This is a genomic window from Ruegeria sp. HKCCA4008 (assembly GCF_013033125.1).
Classification (GTDB): Bacteria; Pseudomonadota; Alphaproteobacteria; order Rhodobacterales; family Rhodobacteraceae; genus Ruegeria.
This window is the reverse complement of sequence record NZ_WQDM01000020.1, coordinates 1-14,487: the sequence shown is the minus strand read 5'-3', so window position 1 is coordinate 14,487 and position 14,487 is coordinate 1. Positions and strand designations below refer to the sequence as shown.

The window sequence follows — 14,487 nt, the reverse complement described above, 5'->3', positions numbered from 1 at the left end:
TACCGCCCGCCAGCGCCCGAAACCATCATCCCGATGGATCACAGGCCGATGATGCACTAACAATCAACTTGGACCAGTCAGTTGAGGCTGCTCAGCACAAGACCGGACCTCGTCACCCTTGGACCATCTGTAACAAACATAGATGGACTACGATGCTATTTGACGATCTTCCCGACGATGCGCTGCTGCGCGAAAAGCAGATCCTGCACCCTCAAGGTCCCGTACCAGTATCCCGTTCGACGTGGTGGGCAGGCGTCCGCGCAGGGCGCTTCCCTCAGCCAGTGCGCCTCGGACCTCGCACAACAGCTTGGCGTGTTGGTGACATCCGCGAACTCCTGCGGGAGGGCGCTTGATGTACCACCCCCAGAGCTTTTCTCTTTCCCATAACCGGGCATCTCTGAATGGGGGTGCCGATGGCTAAATTCAACCACACCGCCGCAGTGGGGGATCTGTTCGCAGATCCCTCTACTCCCGTTTCGCAACCGCCTGTGTCTGACACCAATCAAGGTGGGGTTCAGGCTCAAGTTCAGCTTCAGCCCACTCCGCCTTCTCTGACTTCGGCGCAAGTCGCTGCGTTGGAGGCAATTGAAGCTGAAAACCTCGGCCAAGACGAACGATATCTCAAAGACGTTGAAGTGGCCAAACGCTTTGGCATCGCTCGCCAAACAGTCTGGAAACGCGTGGAGCTTGGTGTTCTACCTGCACCGATCAAACTGCCCCCAAACAGCAGTCGCTGGCGCTTATCCAGCCTGCTCGCGTTTGAGAAAAAACTGGCTGAAGCATCACGCCAAACCAAAAAGAAAAGTCGCAAGGCAGGGCACGAAGCATGACACGGGCCCACTACAAGGTGAAGGTCTGCCAGGACCAAGTCTATTCGGTAGATGAACTATGCAAAATCTACAATGTTCGCCGTAATGCCATCACCGACTGGATGAAATCCGGCCTGCGGAAATCAGACGATCTGCGCCCTTTTGTTTTTCGTGGGGCTGAGCTGCAACGCTACCACAATGGCCAGAAGCGCAAACCGCTCGCTAAACTAAAACAGGGTGAGTTCAATTGTTTGAGCTGCGGCAGCGCAGGTTATCCCGCTCCTCAGTCGATCTCGCTGATGACAACCTCCAGTTATAGGTTCATGGCTGTGGGTGTCTGCGCTACCTGCGATGCCCAGGTAACAAAGTTACTGAAAGCGTCAGAATACGACAGCATAGAAAAATGCCTAATGTCGGGTACCAGCCTGACTCTGATAGACGAAAGTAATTGTGAGATCCCAGCTGATACCGGGAATAAACCCGACCTTCGCGAGACGGTTTGGTACCCTACAAACGATCGGATCGTGCATGAGTGGCAAATCTATGCTGGGCGCTTTGAGACTTCGACCAAACGCGCCCATCTGCGGAGCATCCGCATGCTGGAGGTTTTCCTAGGAGGCAAAGCCTTCGATAAGGTCACGCCAAAGGACGCCGCAGACTTTCGTGATCATTTGGTCAATCTTGGCCAAACGCTCAAAGAGCATGGCGGTTTGGGTAATTCTACAATCAGGCACCACGCGTCGCAGGTCCGCCAGTTCTTCAAATGGCTCCGGCTTCAGGACGGCTACAAGCGTTTGAGTCAAAACATCCCGCTCTATCTGGAGCTTCCAAAGGCGGTACACGCCAAAACCCTGCCGCGTGATGATCGCGACTATTTGACGATCGAGCAGGCGGAAAAGATGTTGGAGAAGATGCCAGATCGCACAATTGCAGAGCGTCGTGATCGTGCCATGGTGGCTTGTGCTTACACCAGTGGGTTACGTGCCGCAGCGCTCACTACACTTAGACTGAAACACATTGACCTCTATAAAAGGGAACTAGTTCAGAACGCCTTAGAAATGCGCGCGAAAAATGGGAAGAGCTTTCGCAGTGTTTTCTTCCCGCGCACTGAAGCCTTCCAAGAGGTCCTTGTAAACTGGCTTTCGGAGTTGGTTGTACTGGGTTTTACCCAAGACGACGCTGTCTTCCCTGAGCTTGCACATCTGAAACAACGCGGTTCAGAGATCAGCCCCGTACCCCCTATGAAATCGTCCTCAGCCGTGAGCTGTGCCTTTAATCTCGCCACCTCCCAGATCGGACGCAAATGCACACCGCACTCTGTACGTGATACACTCAAGGCGCTTGGGGATGAGCTTTGCACCTCTCCCAAAGACCGCAAAGCCTGGTCCCTAAACCTTGGCCATACGAACGAAAAAATTACTGAAATCTACTATGGAAAAATGTCGGACCATCAACGTCGCAGCATTATCGAAGGGCTTTCTACTGGTGGTTTGCTAACCGCCAAGGAAAACGCAATGGTGCTCGACTTTTATGAAAGCCGCTTCGAACGGGGCAGTGACGAGTACAACATGGCCAAACGTCTGGCCGAAAGGCGTGCGGCTGCCCGCGATGGAGATGAGGTGCTGGAGTAGGGGTCATTTACCGCGCTGACCGCGAGCCGCATAGATGCGCAGAAAGCAGACTGTGGAATTTACGAGAACGGCCTCAAAGAAGTTGTCTTTCACCAAACGAAGAACATGCTGGGGTGTGGTCACGCAAGCATATGGGAATTTTCAGATCAGTGATTAAGCCGCTGTTTCGTCTCCATTTATTCTAAAAAAAACTGAGTACAAAGTTGGCACTACTATCAGCGTAAGAACGGTCGCAAAACTCAAACCGCAGATGATCACCACTGCGAGTGACTCGAAAAACGGATCCCACAGCAAAGGCATTACTCCAAGAACAGTAGTAAGTACGCCCAGTGACACTGGGCGGACGCGTAGAACAGCTGAGTCAACAACAGCCTGCAGCCGAGGTTTTCCACCAGCAATCTGAGTATCGGTTTCGTCAATAAGGACGATAGCGTTTTTGATTAGCATCCCTGTTAGAGACAAAACACCCAGTATTGCCATAAATTCGAGCGGCGTTCTGGTTGCCGCGAGCCCCCAGACGACTCCAATGAGAGCCAGAGGTACTGTCAACCATATGATAAGTGGCTGACTTGTCGAAACTTACATAACCGACGATTTTCTATCGCAGATTGCCAAAGTACATCGTCGCGGACGGCGGTTGTTGGTTCAGACGGTGAGTTTGGATACACAAAGACCAGTGCTGTGGGATCTGGGCGCCATCGCGAACAGTAATTCACCAAACGCAAAAAAGACGTTTGGTGATGTATTGCTCACATCCGCGGCAATTCCGGGTGTTTTTCCTCCGGTTTTAATTGATGTTGAAACTGAAGAAGGTGTCCGGGATGAACTTCACGTTGACGGTGGTGTATATTCTCAAACCGCGTACGTGCCGGGATGGGATATCCCCAGAAAATACGCGCGCGGCGGAAAACCATACGCGATACGAAACGGGAAAGTGGAACCTGAGTTGAGGGTAACAGAGATAGGGTTCTTCAAAGTTTCAGCGCGATCACTTTCCACGCTTATCAAAGCTCAAGGCGTTGGTGATTTAAGATTAGCCTACAAGCTCAGCCTTCAAAAAGGAGCAAAATACCGGGCAACATGGATTGGAACGGACTTCGACCATCCTCTAAGCGAGCCATTCGACCCAGAATATATGCAGGCGCTGTTTGATTACGGTTATATGCGCTTTAAGTCGGGCAACCTTTGGAGCGATCATCCGCCGAGGTAATGCACAGTTGTTGTCTATCAGAACGTAGCTTAATCTGGCTTGTCAGCTAAATCACAGCCTTTAAAGTATCTAATTATGTCGATGAGTGAATCTGAGCGCAATCGGTTAAGACTATGGCGCCGCTGGCAAATCAGCTTTGATCATTTCAGGTATCCTCCTCCGATGCAGAGGGTGCATCAAGCTCTTGTTATTTATCCCCAACCATGGACCACTCGGGGTTTAGCAAAGTATACTAACCTCCCTCAGACCAGCGTAAGACGACAGCTTCATCTTCTGGCTAACCCGAACGTACAGCGTGTTGACGATGGGTTTCAAATCACAGAAATGGGTATGGCTTTAAACTGGACTGTACACCGCGAGCTTACAAAGTTCGTCCGAGGAGGGCATCGTTTCAGCCAAGAACTAATTCTTGCTCACAAGCAATCAACTGGTGCGAACGGTGCGGGTGGGATCGATTATGAATGGCTGTCCACACATGTCTGGTGGCCAATAATAGAAGCGCCGGAAATTCTGGACGCGTAAGTTGTTGGATAGTTTGTCTTGTCAGACTGTTGTGGCCTGGAAGAGAAGATTGCCAGTTGATTGTAAAGTTTAGCGCCTATCCCGACAAACGATGTCAACGGTTTGAAGACACGTGAACTCCCTTCGAACCAGTATCATTCACTGGAGTTAAAAGCGTCAGTCGACGCCGCTTCTTGCTGGGTTCATGGCAAAAATTAAGTGCCAGCCGACAAGACGAAAAGGGCAGTCAAAAGAAAGCAATTCGGTGGGCCAGCTCAGAGAGTATTGTCCACATCAGAGAGGGCTTTAAAACAATTTTTCTTTGGGCCCATTGTATCAATGAAACCTGGTCTCTCCCGCGCTTTCAGAAACCGTAGTTCCTTTTTCACCGCGAACTGCTGCGGGAACATCGGCTAGGGCGCAAATGATCGCTCGGCCGCCCGTTGATCGCGCAAATTCTTGCGCGGCTTGAACCTTTGGCCCCATCGATCCTGCAGGAAAATCATATTCATCCAACGCATCCGGAGTGATCGATCGAATACCCTTTTGTTCAGGCGTTCCCCAGTTAAGGAACACGGCCTCTGCATCCGTAGCAATAACAAAGAAATCCGCGCCAAGGTTCTGCGCCAGAAGACAAGAGGCAAAGTCCTTGTCGATGACAGCCTCGACACCGACCAGTTTCCGTTCAGCTCCTGCCTCGTACATTGTCGGAATACCACCGCCGCCGGCAGCGATCACTGTCGCGCCTTTTTCCAACATCCAACGGATTGGTTCGACCTGAAAGATACGTTTCGGGCGGGGCGATGGCACAACGCGTCGCCAGTACTCGCCATCCGGTTTCACCGTCCAGCCCTTGTCAGCCGCCTCTTTCTTGGCGTCCGCTTCGGAGTAAACCTGCCCGATGAACTTGGTCGGGTTGTCGAAGGCTGGGTCGCTGGGGTCGACCTCGATCATGGTCAACAGGGTGGCGATGTGATGCTCGAAGGGCAGGATATTCCCAAGCTCCTGCTCGATCATGTAGCCGATCATGCCCATCGTTTCGCCGACGAGGACGTCCAGCGGGTACTCCTCGACATCCGTATACATAATCTCTTGCAGGGCTAGCATCCCGACCTGCGGACCATTGCCATGAGTGATGACGGTTTCGTGCGCTTCGCAGAGCGGGGCGAGGGCTTTGGCGGCAATCTTCGCATTCCTGCGTTGATTGTCCGCCGTCATAGCCTCACCCCGTTTGAGAAGCGCGTTGCCGCCAAGTGCTACAACAACGCGTCCCATGATCAGGCTCCCAATGTCGCGACGAGGATCGCCTTGATGGTGTGCATCCGGTTTTCGGCTTGCTCGAATGCGATGTTCATATCGCTTTCGAAAACCTCCTCGGTTACTTCCATCTCGGTGATGCCGAATTGTTCGTGAATGTCCTGTCCAACCTTGGTTTCCAGATTGTGGAAGGCAGGCAGGCAGTGCATGAACTTGACACCCGGATTTCCGGTTTTCTTCATCAGATCCATGTTGACCTGATAAGGACTCAGCAGCTTGATACGTTCGGCCCAAACCTCTTTCGGTTCACCCATCGAGACCCAGACATCGGTGTGGATGAAGTCCGCGCCTTCCACGGCCGAGGTGTCGTGCGTGATCGTCAACCGCGCACCCGATTTTGCCGCGCGTTCCCTAGCCAGTTCACGCACATCGTCATGGGGTTGCGTTTCTTTTGGTGAAATCATCCGCACATCGCAACCCATGATCGCTCCCAGCATCAGCAGCGAGTTGCCCATGTTCGACCTACAATCACCCGAATAGGCATAGACGATATCCTTGCGGGGTTTGTCAGCGTGTTCGATCATGGTTTGCATATCGGCAAGCATCTGAGTCGGGTGCCAATCGTCCGTCAGGCCGTTATAGACCGGGACACCGGCATAATCTGACAGAGTCTCAACCATGTCCTGGCCCGCACCGCGAAATTCAATCCCGTCGAACATGCGTCCCAATACGCGAGCCGTGTCCTTCATCGACTCCTTATGCCCGATCTGCGAGCCCGATGGATCGAGATAGGTGATGTTCGCACCCTGATCATAGGCGGCCACTTCAAAGGCGCAGCGGGTACGGGTCGACGTTTTTTCGAAGATCAAACAGATGTTCTTGCCGGTCAGCGACGGCTGTTCGGCGCGTGCGTATTTCGCGCGTTTAAGGTCACGGGCCAGATCCAGCAAGTACAACATTTCACGCTGGCTGAAATCGGCGATTTTCAGATAGCTACGGCCTTTTAGATTGAATGCCATTTTGTCTCTCCCTAACAAAAATCAAAGGGCGCAGGCGGCTGCACCCATAGTAAATTCAATAGGCGGGGTCGCGGTCGATCGGGCAGGTCATACAATGGCCGCCACCACGACCGCGTCCCAGTTCCTGACCGGAGATTTCGATCACTTCGACGCCAGCTGCGCGCATCTTTCCGTTCGTGAACGTATTACGCGCATAGCCGACGACAACACCCGGCGAGAGGGCCACAACGTTGTTGCCATCATCCCATTGTTCGCGCTCGGCCTGGAACTCGTTGCCGCCGGTCGAGATGACTTCAAGTGAGTTCAGCCCGAGGGCTTCCTTGTAAACGTCGAACAGGTGACCTTCTTCGACCCTTGCATCAAACAGTTTCTTGTCGTCCGGGCGCAGCGATATGCACGTGATCTGATCCGCTACTTCCGTGAATGCGGTCACTTTGTCGTGGTCAAGACAAGTGAAGACGGTATCCAGATGCATGGCCGCGCGGCTTTTTGGCATCGCGCAGGCGACTACTCTCTCTGCCCCGCCTTTCTCGAATAGTGCCTGCGCGAGAAGGGTAACAGCTTGACTCGTCGTTCGTTCACCCATTCCTATAAACACGGTTCCTTTACCTACAGGCTGCACGTCACCGCCTTCGACTGAGGCATTGGCAAAATCCTCATCGCTGTCGCCCCACCAGATATCAAACTCGGCTTCCTTAAACATCGGATGGAATTTATACACCGCTCGCATCATTAAGGTCTCAGGTTTGCGAGCGGGCCAAAACATCGGGTTCGTTGTCACACCGTTGAATATCCAACACGAAGGATCGCGTTGGAAAAGGGCGTTAGGCACAGCGGGCAATACGAACTCACTCTGGGTGATCAAATCGTCGAATTTTGGGTCAATGGTTCCCTTGGGTAATTCCGCGAATATGATACCCCCAAGCATGTGGCGCGCGAGATCCGCGGCTTTCATCTCGTCCAACCAAGCCCTCATCTCAACAGACACGCCAAGGCCAACAATTTTTGGAATGATCAATCGATCAAGCATGAAAGATCTAGCGCTACTATCAGTAAGCACTTCAGCCAGCAGATCCTGAATGTCATAAACCTCGACCCCGCGTTCGCGCATGAGCGAGCAGAACTCGGCGTGGTCTTTGCGAGCTTGTTCGACCCAGATCACGTCATCGAACAAAAGCTCTTCGCAATTTCGCGGTGTCAGTCGGTCATGCGCCAGTGAAGGGCGCGAGACAATCACCTTGTTGAGCTTTCCGATCTCGGAATGAACGCCGAGCTTCATTGCAACTCTCCTTTCGAACTATCCGTTTTCTGAATGTCTTCAATTTCCTTGGCCTGGCTCCAGCGGACCCAGACGTGGATGGGCACGCCCATAAGCAACAGGACGGAGCCAACCAATACAGTTTCAGCGCCTGAGCCGATGAAGGCCCAGACCGAATAAACGAACCCAAGCGCGCCCAGCACGGCGACCTTCGCCAGTTCCGTTCCATGCAAGACCTGCCCGCCTTTCAGACGGATCAAAATCTCGGCCACAGAGCAGATGGCATAGGGCAACAGGCTGGCGACAACGGCGAGCAAAATGACAAAGTTGAATGCGGCGACCAGCCCTTGCGCATAGTTCATGATGATAAGAACCGAGGCTAGCGCGTTCGACAGGATTAACGCATTAGCAGGCGTTCCAAATTTGGATTTTTGGCCCAAGGCTGCAGGGAAGACGCGATCCAATGCGGCACCGTAAGGGACCTGGCCACTGAGCAGCGTAAAGCCATTCAAAGTGCCAAAGGTCGAAATCACCGCGCCCACCGCAACAAGGACGCCGCCAATGGAACCAAACATCACCTCACCGACGGCTGCCAGAGGCGCGGCGGAAACAGCGAGCAACTCGGCAGGAATGACGCCCATCGAAACGGCGGTTACTGAGATATAGACGCTTGCCGCAATAATCACGCCGATCACGGTGGCGCGTGGAATGGTCTTTTCCGGCTCTATAACATCGCCAGAGGGAACGGTCGCAGATTCAAGGCCCAGGTAGGCCCAAAGCGTCAGAGCTGCCGCGGCAGAAATCGCCGTAAACGCCTTGGTGCCACTTTGGTTTACCGGAAAATAGTTCTCGGTGTTGATCCAGAATACACCCAATGTGCCAATCAATATCAGCGGCGCGAGTTTGAGAACGGTGGTCACGATCTGAACCAAACCAGCGCCTTCGACCCCCCGGATGTTAACCAAGGTGAGCGTCCAGATTGCAACCAACGCGGTCGAGAGGCCGTACATCGGCACTTCGATGATAATCGGGAACAGGAATCCCAGATATCCCACCAACGCGACTGCGACTGCGGCGTTCCCGGTCCAAAGTGCGATCCAATACCCCCATGCAATAATGAAGCCTGCAAAGTCGCCGAATGCTTCTTGCGAATAGGCATAGGGGCCACCGGGTTTCGAAACGACGCGTGACAGCCTTCCGAATATGATCGCAAGAACAAGCGCCCCTGCCGAAGTCAGAATCCACCCACCAATTGCAATTGGCCCAAACGGTGCAAGTGACGCTGGTAGAAGGAACACTCCCGACCCGATCATGTTTCCTACAACCAAAGCGATACAGGCCGTCAGCCCTAGGGCACCCGATGTCGAAGTCGTCTCTGGAGCGGAGCGATCGGTCATTACGACGGCTCAGTTCGATGTTGTGTCTGAAGTCTCGGTTGTGGGCCCGTCGATCCCCGGATCAGTAATGGCCCCAACGGTAAGTGCCGCGCAGATGATTGCGGCAAGAATTACAAGCAGCGGGAACACAAAGCGTAGCCACCTGTCATAAGACACGCGGCCAATGGCTAGCCCCCCCATGACGACAGCAAATGTCGGGTTGAAGAGGTTCACCCATCCGTTTGCCGATTGGTACGCTGTGACCACCAAATCGCGGCCTACACCGGCGAAATCTGCAAGTGGGGCCATGATCGGCATCGAAAGCGTGGCCAGCCCAGACGAGGACGGCACCAGGAATGACATCAAAACCTGAATGCCGAACATCGCGTTGATAAAAGCAAACTCGCTCAGCCCCGAAACAAACCCCTCGGCTCCGGCGAGTATTGTATCGGTGATTTTGCCCGCGTCCATAATGACGACAACACCGCGCGCGACGCCAATGATCAGGGCAACGCCCAGCAAATCGCGCGCGCCATCAACGAAGGTTTCCACAAAGGTCCCTTCGTCCATTCTGGACCCTTCATCCGTTTTTCCGACCCACCAGACGATAATAGACATAACAAGGAACAGGCCAGACATCTCGGCCATCCACCACCCCAATACCACGACACCATAGATCATTATTGCAAACGTAACTCCAAACAGGAGCAGGATGATGGAACGGGTTCGTGTCAACTCTGGCAAGGCATCATCGCCGGCGGACCCCTTAAGAAAGTGCTTTCTGTTTTCCTCAGCTTGATCCGCAACCACAGATGCAGAGGGGTCGGCTTTTACTCGCTTTGCGTATCTCATGACAAAAGCGATACCAGCTGCCAAGCAGAGTATGAGGATAATGAACCTCAAAACGATGCCATTGGTAAACGGAATACCAGCGCCTTGCGAGGCGACGACTGTCGCAAATGCGTTGAAGGTAGAGCCAAGAGTACCTATTCCGGCTCCTAGCAGGATCACTGCTACACCGGTGAGTGAATCATATCCCGCACGTATAAAGACCGGAATAATAAGAGCATAAAACGCCAATGTTTCCTCAGCCATGCCATAGCTGGTGCCGCCAAATGCAAAAGCAATCATCAGAATTGGAATCATTAAAATCTCGCGGCCTTCAAGCCTGAGCAGCAACCACCCAATGCCAGCGTCGATGGCACCAGTCTTGGTCACGACCATCAGGAAGCCGCCAATAACCAAAACGAAGAGAGCGACATCAATTGCTGCACTTGAAGAGCTTCCGAGAAGCCCGGGGTCGTACATCCCCGCAATTGGTGCGAGAATTACCGAAGTCAGTCCTTGGGGGTTAGACTCGACTTCGTGATATGTGCCCGGAACAGGAGCTTCGCTGCCCAGAGCTTCGTTCATCTGACGTTCGTATTCGCCCGCAGGAATGACCCAAGTTAGAACCGCTACAATAACGATCAGAGCAAACAGGATTGTAAATGCAGTAGGAAACTTGAATTTGGACATAGTAGACTCTCGCGTTGGTAGCAGAGCGACATAAAAAAACGAGCATGTATTTAGATTCGTTTCAAATTTTGGCGAGCCAAAATGGCTCAACGTAAAGTGAAAAATCGAGGGTAGGAAGTAGACTATCGATGATTCGCGTTACGTGTACGCGAAAATTTGCACCCACGTCGTAACGAAAAGGGGCTTCTATGCAGCATGCTTCCCATGCCACGGACGACCGAGCCGCACTTCCGACAGCACCTTGGGCAATCGAGAGAACTGCTTTGACCGAGACACTAGCTGTAGATCCTAAACACGGCTTGAGCTCGGAAACCGCAAAGGAACGCCTCTCCCGATACGGATTGAACCGTCTATCAGAAACCGAGGCTGACCCGCCGTGGAAAATGCTGCTCGATCAATTTAAGAGCCCGCTTCTAATAATCCTTATTTTGGGAGCGGTTATTTCGGCTTTCACTGGACATTGGATCGACGCCGTGGCGATTTTTGTGATCGCAATCTTCAATGCCTTCATCTCGTTTTGGCAAGAGTTCAAGGCAGAACAATCACTCGCCGCACTTCGCGAGATGTCGGCCCCTCAGGCTTTGGTAAGAAGAGATGGTGACCAGGTACAAATCGCTGCTTCTGATCTGGTTCCCGGCGACATATTGATAGTTAAAACAGGTGATATCCTCGCCGCTGACATTCGCTTTCTTCAAGCCAGCAGAATGCAGGTCGACGAAGCTGCACTGACCGGAGAGTCCGAACCTGTGGACAAACATGATCGCAGGATCAACGATCGGGAGGTCGTTCTTGCCGATCGCCTCAACATGGGCTTCATGAGTACCCTTGTCACAGGTGGAACCGGCGAAGGCGTCGTAGTTGGAACTGGCATGAGAACCGAGGTTGGCCATATCGCGGATCTGATGTCAGCAGCTAAGGAACCAAAGACGCCGCTGCAGCTCAAAATCGAAGCACTTTCGAAGGTACTTATTATCGCGGCCCTTATCGTCGTGGCTATCGTCATTGGCATCGGCGTTATCAACGGCATGGACCTCGCTGAAATGCTAAATACAGCAATTTCTCTGTCAGTAGCTGCCATTCCAGAGGGCCTACCAACTGTCGTCACAATACTTTTGACGCTCGGATCTCAGAACATGGCTTCGAATAACGCTCTGGCTCGAAAACTGTCTTCGGTGGAAACGTTAGGCGCCACGTCTGTTATCTGCTCGGACAAGACTGGAACTCTTACACAAAACCAAATGCAGGTGATGCGCATTTGGGCTGGGGGCGAAACCTGGGACGTTAGCGGCGCTGGCTTTGACCCGTCAGGGGAATTTCTGGACTCGAAAAACGAAGCCACAAGGGTCGAAGAGGGGACACCGTTATGGCCTGTGCTGATGATCTCTGCATTTTGCAATGATGCCCGGCTGATTGGTAAAGGCGCTGACACCTCAGTGCAAGGTAACCCGACTGAAGGTGCGCTTCTGGTCGCTGCGGCAAAGGCTGGAATTGATGTCGAAGAATTGAGGGCTCGTCGGAGCGAGGCTCTTCAATCTTTCCCCTTTGATTCAACAAGAAAAATGATGTCCGTCTTTGCACAGCTCCCCGACGGGCGGACTGTTTTGGTTGCAAAAGGAGCGCCTGACGTAATTTTGTCGCGAGCGGTTAAGGTCCGCATTGGCGAGGAGGAGTGCCAAATAACGCCAGAACTACGAGCTGACATAGAAAATGTCATTGACAGCTTTGGCGAGCGGGCTCTCAGAACTCTGGCGGTAGCGTATCGCGAGGTTTCTCCAGACGAACTGGATCATGACAACCCAGAACAGGAAATCGTGCTCGCTGGTATTCATGGTATTATGGATCCCCCCCGACAAGAAGTCCCGCATGCCGTAGCAGAAGCCACTAGTGCCGGAATCCGTACGGTTATGATTACTGGGGATCACGCAGTCACCGCCAAGGCTATAGCCGAGCAAATCGGCGTACTGTCGGGTTCACAGCAAGCAGTATTCACGGGTGCCGAGCTCGACCAAATGAAAGATGAAGATCTAAATAGCGCTGTGAAGAACGCAGCTGTATTTGCACGCGTGACGCCCGAGCACAAACTTCGCATCGTTAAAGCTCTTCAGACCAATGGTGAAGTGGCCGCGATGACAGGAGATGGCGTGAACGATGCGCCTGCGCTTCGCGCGGCTGACATAGGTGTCGCCATGGGGATTACCGGGACACAGGTTGCCAAGGACAGCGCCGCGTTGATTCTTCTGGATGATAACTTCACGACTATTGTCACGGCGGTTCGTGAGGGCCGGAGAATCTTTGACAACCTACTGAAATTCGTCCGGCAAGCTCTGACTGCCAACGTTGCGGAAGTTACAACCATTCTTTTCGCTTTTCTGCTGATGGGAGCAGATCCCCTCCTTCCCATCACACCGCTTATGATCCTCTGGGTGAACTTAGTTTCAGATGGCTTACCAGCACTGGCGCTGGGATTTGAAAAAAGCGAGCCTGATCTAATGAGACGTCCGCCACGCCCGCGCGACGAGGACATGTTTGGCGGTGGAATGAAAGAGCGGATTCTGATCAGGGGCAGCGCATTGGGTCTTCTGACCTACTACGTATTTCAAGAGTTTCTCGAACGCGGCGCCTCTCTGGAGCACGCACAAACAGCTGCCTTCATGACTCTCATATTTGCGCAAATCTGGCATGTTTTTGACGCGCGAACTACAACGACACTTTACCGCAAGTCGCCGCTTGGCAACACAATGCTCCTAGGCGCAGTCGGCATTTCAATCGTTTTATCGTTGTTGGCAATTTACTCTGCTCCGGGCCATTTCGTTCTGGGCACGGTTCCATTGCCTCTTTCACATCTGTTGGGAACGTTCTTTGTCGCGGCGCTTCCAACACTCGTGCTTTCCGGTCTGAAAGAGATGTTCAATCTTAAATTCGTTTGAGTGGAAAGAGTGTGGGTTTAAATTGTTAACCCTAATATGGTGGTCACTTGTTTTGTTTGGAAAGGAGGATCTTGCTAAGTTTGTCGACGGAGTAATCTAACCTCTTTGGCCTCTCGGAGTGGTTTGCGACGCGTCTTTAAGCGAACTCAAGAATAGTCATCGGCTTCTGTCGATTGGCAAGTAGCGTAATAAACAATTCGTGGTTTCTTTTGTGGTTGACCATGAGTATTTCGGAATTTCTTTCGACGGGGCTAGCGAGCCAGTCCCTCAGGACAAAAGACATCTGGCGTTAGAGTGAAGCCAAAAATCGTCGAGGTAAGCTCGGCTGAAATGAAGCACTGATGGTACAAGATATTTCCGTTGGGGAGCAAGCGATGGTGGCGCAGAGAACGCCCGTTTGGATTCTTGACTTAGCAAAGAGGGGGAGGTGATAAATGGAACACAAGGATCCATTTATAGAAAAACTTCAGGTCATAATTCGGTTTGCCGTCCGTATTCTGGCCGTTATGATGGTTCTGGTTATACTACTTGGCGTCTTGGATGTGGCCTGGACCCTATATCAAAAACTAATCAATCAGCCTGTATTCATACTAACAATCTCTGAAATATTAGCTACTTTTGGCGCCTTCATGGCGGTGCTAATTGCCATCGAAATATTCGTAAACATCACAATCTATCTTCGCGACGATGTAATCCATGTTAAGATAGTGGTTGCGACGGCGCTCATGGCCGTCGCACGAAAGGTCATTATACTCGATACAGAAAAAACCAGTGGACTGGATTTGGTCGGCCTGGCACTTCTAGTGGTCGCTTGTTCACTCGCCTATTGGCTGGTTCACGATATGCCGTCCTTTAGTGTTCGGTTTGGGCGAACCAAAAGCGCCGAACAATCCAAGGAAGAATAGTAGTGCCAAAACTTTTTTGTACTAAGGGAACAATTCATCAAGATATTCAATTTTGAGATGACGAGCGGCTGGACTT

Annotated in this window: 11 protein-coding genes and 1 pseudogene; 6 read left to right on the top strand and 6 right to left on the bottom strand. The window is 52.3% G+C overall.

Annotated elements, in window-relative coordinates:
• Nucleotides 1-152: 152 nt before the first annotated feature.
• Genes GOW60_RS21365 through GOW60_RS20940 form a run of 3 tightly spaced genes read left to right on the top strand, consistent with a single transcriptional unit; the run spans nucleotide 153 to nucleotide 2,440 of the window.
• Entirely contained in the window at nucleotides 153-353 is a 201-nt protein-coding gene (locus tag GOW60_RS21365) for an AlpA family transcriptional regulator (RefSeq protein ID WP_171230812.1), read from the top strand.
• Nucleotides 354-413: 60 nt separating this feature from the next.
• Nucleotides 414-830, top strand: a complete 417-nt coding sequence (locus GOW60_RS20945; protein ID WP_171230811.1) for an AlpA family transcriptional regulator — start codon at nucleotides 414-416, stop codon at nucleotides 828-830.
• Complete coding sequence (locus GOW60_RS20940) at nucleotides 827-2,440, top strand: tyrosine-type recombinase/integrase (protein ID WP_171230810.1); 1,614 nt, start codon at nucleotides 827-829, stop codon at nucleotides 2,438-2,440. The genes GOW60_RS20945 and GOW60_RS20940 overlap by 4 nt, the downstream gene beginning before the upstream one ends.
• A 153-nt stretch (nucleotides 2,441-2,593) precedes the next feature.
• On the opposite strand, the pseudogene GOW60_RS20935 reads toward GOW60_RS20940, so the two are convergent.
• Nucleotides 2,594-3,004: pseudogene (locus tag GOW60_RS20935) on the bottom strand (efflux RND transporter permease subunit); the annotation flags it as partial.
• Nucleotides 3,005-3,116: 112 nt separating this feature from the next.
• Between GOW60_RS20935 and GOW60_RS20930 the strand changes: the two are divergent.
• Nucleotides 3,117-3,650, top strand: coding sequence for a hypothetical protein (locus GOW60_RS20930; protein WP_171230809.1), 534 nt, complete (start codon nucleotides 3,117-3,119; stop codon nucleotides 3,648-3,650).
• A gap of 837 nt (nucleotides 3,651-4,487) precedes the next feature.
• Here GOW60_RS20930 and arcC read toward each other — a convergent pair.
• From arcC to GOW60_RS20905, 5 genes are read right to left on the bottom strand one after another with little or no spacing between them, the layout of a single operon-like run.
• Nucleotides 4,488-5,426 carry a carbamate kinase gene (arcC, locus tag GOW60_RS20925; RefSeq protein ID WP_171230808.1) on the bottom strand — a complete coding sequence of 313 codons (939 nt, stop codon included), beginning with the start codon at nucleotides 5,424-5,426 and terminating at the stop codon, nucleotides 4,488-4,490.
• A gap of 2 nt (nucleotides 5,427-5,428) precedes the next feature.
• Nucleotides 5,429-6,427: an ornithine carbamoyltransferase gene (gene argF / locus GOW60_RS20920; RefSeq protein ID WP_171230807.1), complete on the bottom strand. Its 999-nt coding sequence runs from the start codon at nucleotides 6,425-6,427 to the stop codon at nucleotides 5,429-5,431.
• Nucleotides 6,428-6,482: 55 nt separating this feature from the next.
• Nucleotides 6,483-7,706: an arginine deiminase gene (locus GOW60_RS20915; RefSeq protein ID WP_171230806.1), complete on the bottom strand. Its 1,224-nt coding sequence runs from the start codon at nucleotides 7,704-7,706 to the stop codon at nucleotides 6,483-6,485.
• Nucleotides 7,703-9,082 (bottom strand): amino acid permease, encoded by a 1,380-nt coding sequence (locus GOW60_RS20910; protein WP_171230805.1) that lies wholly within the window; start codon nucleotides 9,080-9,082, stop codon nucleotides 7,703-7,705. Before GOW60_RS20910 ends, GOW60_RS20915 begins: the two co-directional genes overlap by 4 nt.
• A gap of 9 nt (nucleotides 9,083-9,091) precedes the next feature.
• The gene (locus GOW60_RS20905) at nucleotides 9,092-10,579 is read right to left on the bottom strand and encodes a YfcC family protein (protein ID WP_171230804.1); all 1,488 of its coding nucleotides are present in this window, start codon (nucleotides 10,577-10,579) and stop codon (nucleotides 9,092-9,094) included.
• 263 nt (nucleotides 10,580-10,842) lie between these two features.
• On the opposite strand from GOW60_RS20905, the gene GOW60_RS20900 reads away from it, so the two are divergent.
• Together GOW60_RS20900 and GOW60_RS20895 are read left to right on the top strand one after the other, a co-directional pair.
• On the top strand, nucleotides 10,843-13,506 hold the full coding sequence (locus tag GOW60_RS20900; RefSeq protein WP_254444052.1) for a cation-translocating P-type ATPase: 2,664 nt from the start codon (nucleotides 10,843-10,845) through the stop codon (nucleotides 13,504-13,506).
• 434 nt (nucleotides 13,507-13,940) lie between these two features.
• On the top strand, nucleotides 13,941-14,411 hold the full coding sequence (locus tag GOW60_RS20895) for a phosphate-starvation-inducible PsiE family protein (RefSeq protein ID WP_171230802.1): 471 nt from the start codon (nucleotides 13,941-13,943) through the stop codon (nucleotides 14,409-14,411).
• Nucleotides 14,412-14,487: the final 76 nt, after the last annotated feature.

Coding starts and splice junctions, on each gene's coding strand:
- GOW60_RS20895 (WP_171230802.1), top strand. CDS start 13,941: ATGGAACACAAGGATCCATTTATAGAAAAACTTCAGGTCATAATTCGG.
- GOW60_RS21365 (WP_171230812.1), top strand. CDS start 153: ATGCTATTTGACGATCTTCCCGACGATGCGCTGCTGCGCGAAAAGCAG.
- GOW60_RS20915 (WP_171230806.1), bottom strand. CDS start 7,706: ATGAAGCTCGGCGTTCATTCCGAGATCGGAAAGCTCAACAAGGTGATT.
- GOW60_RS20905 (WP_171230804.1), bottom strand. CDS start 10,579: ATGTCCAAATTCAAGTTTCCTACTGCATTTACAATCCTGTTTGCTCTG.
- GOW60_RS20910 (WP_171230805.1), bottom strand. CDS start 9,082: ATGACCGATCGCTCCGCTCCAGAGACGACTTCGACATCGGGTGCCCTA.
- argF (WP_171230807.1), bottom strand. CDS start 6,427: ATGGCATTCAATCTAAAAGGCCGTAGCTATCTGAAAATCGCCGATTTC.
- GOW60_RS20945 (WP_171230811.1), top strand. CDS start 414: ATGGCTAAATTCAACCACACCGCCGCAGTGGGGGATCTGTTCGCAGAT.
- GOW60_RS20940 (WP_171230810.1), top strand. CDS start 827: ATGACACGGGCCCACTACAAGGTGAAGGTCTGCCAGGACCAAGTCTAT.
- arcC (WP_171230808.1), bottom strand. CDS start 5,426: ATGGGACGCGTTGTTGTAGCACTTGGCGGCAACGCGCTTCTCAAACGG.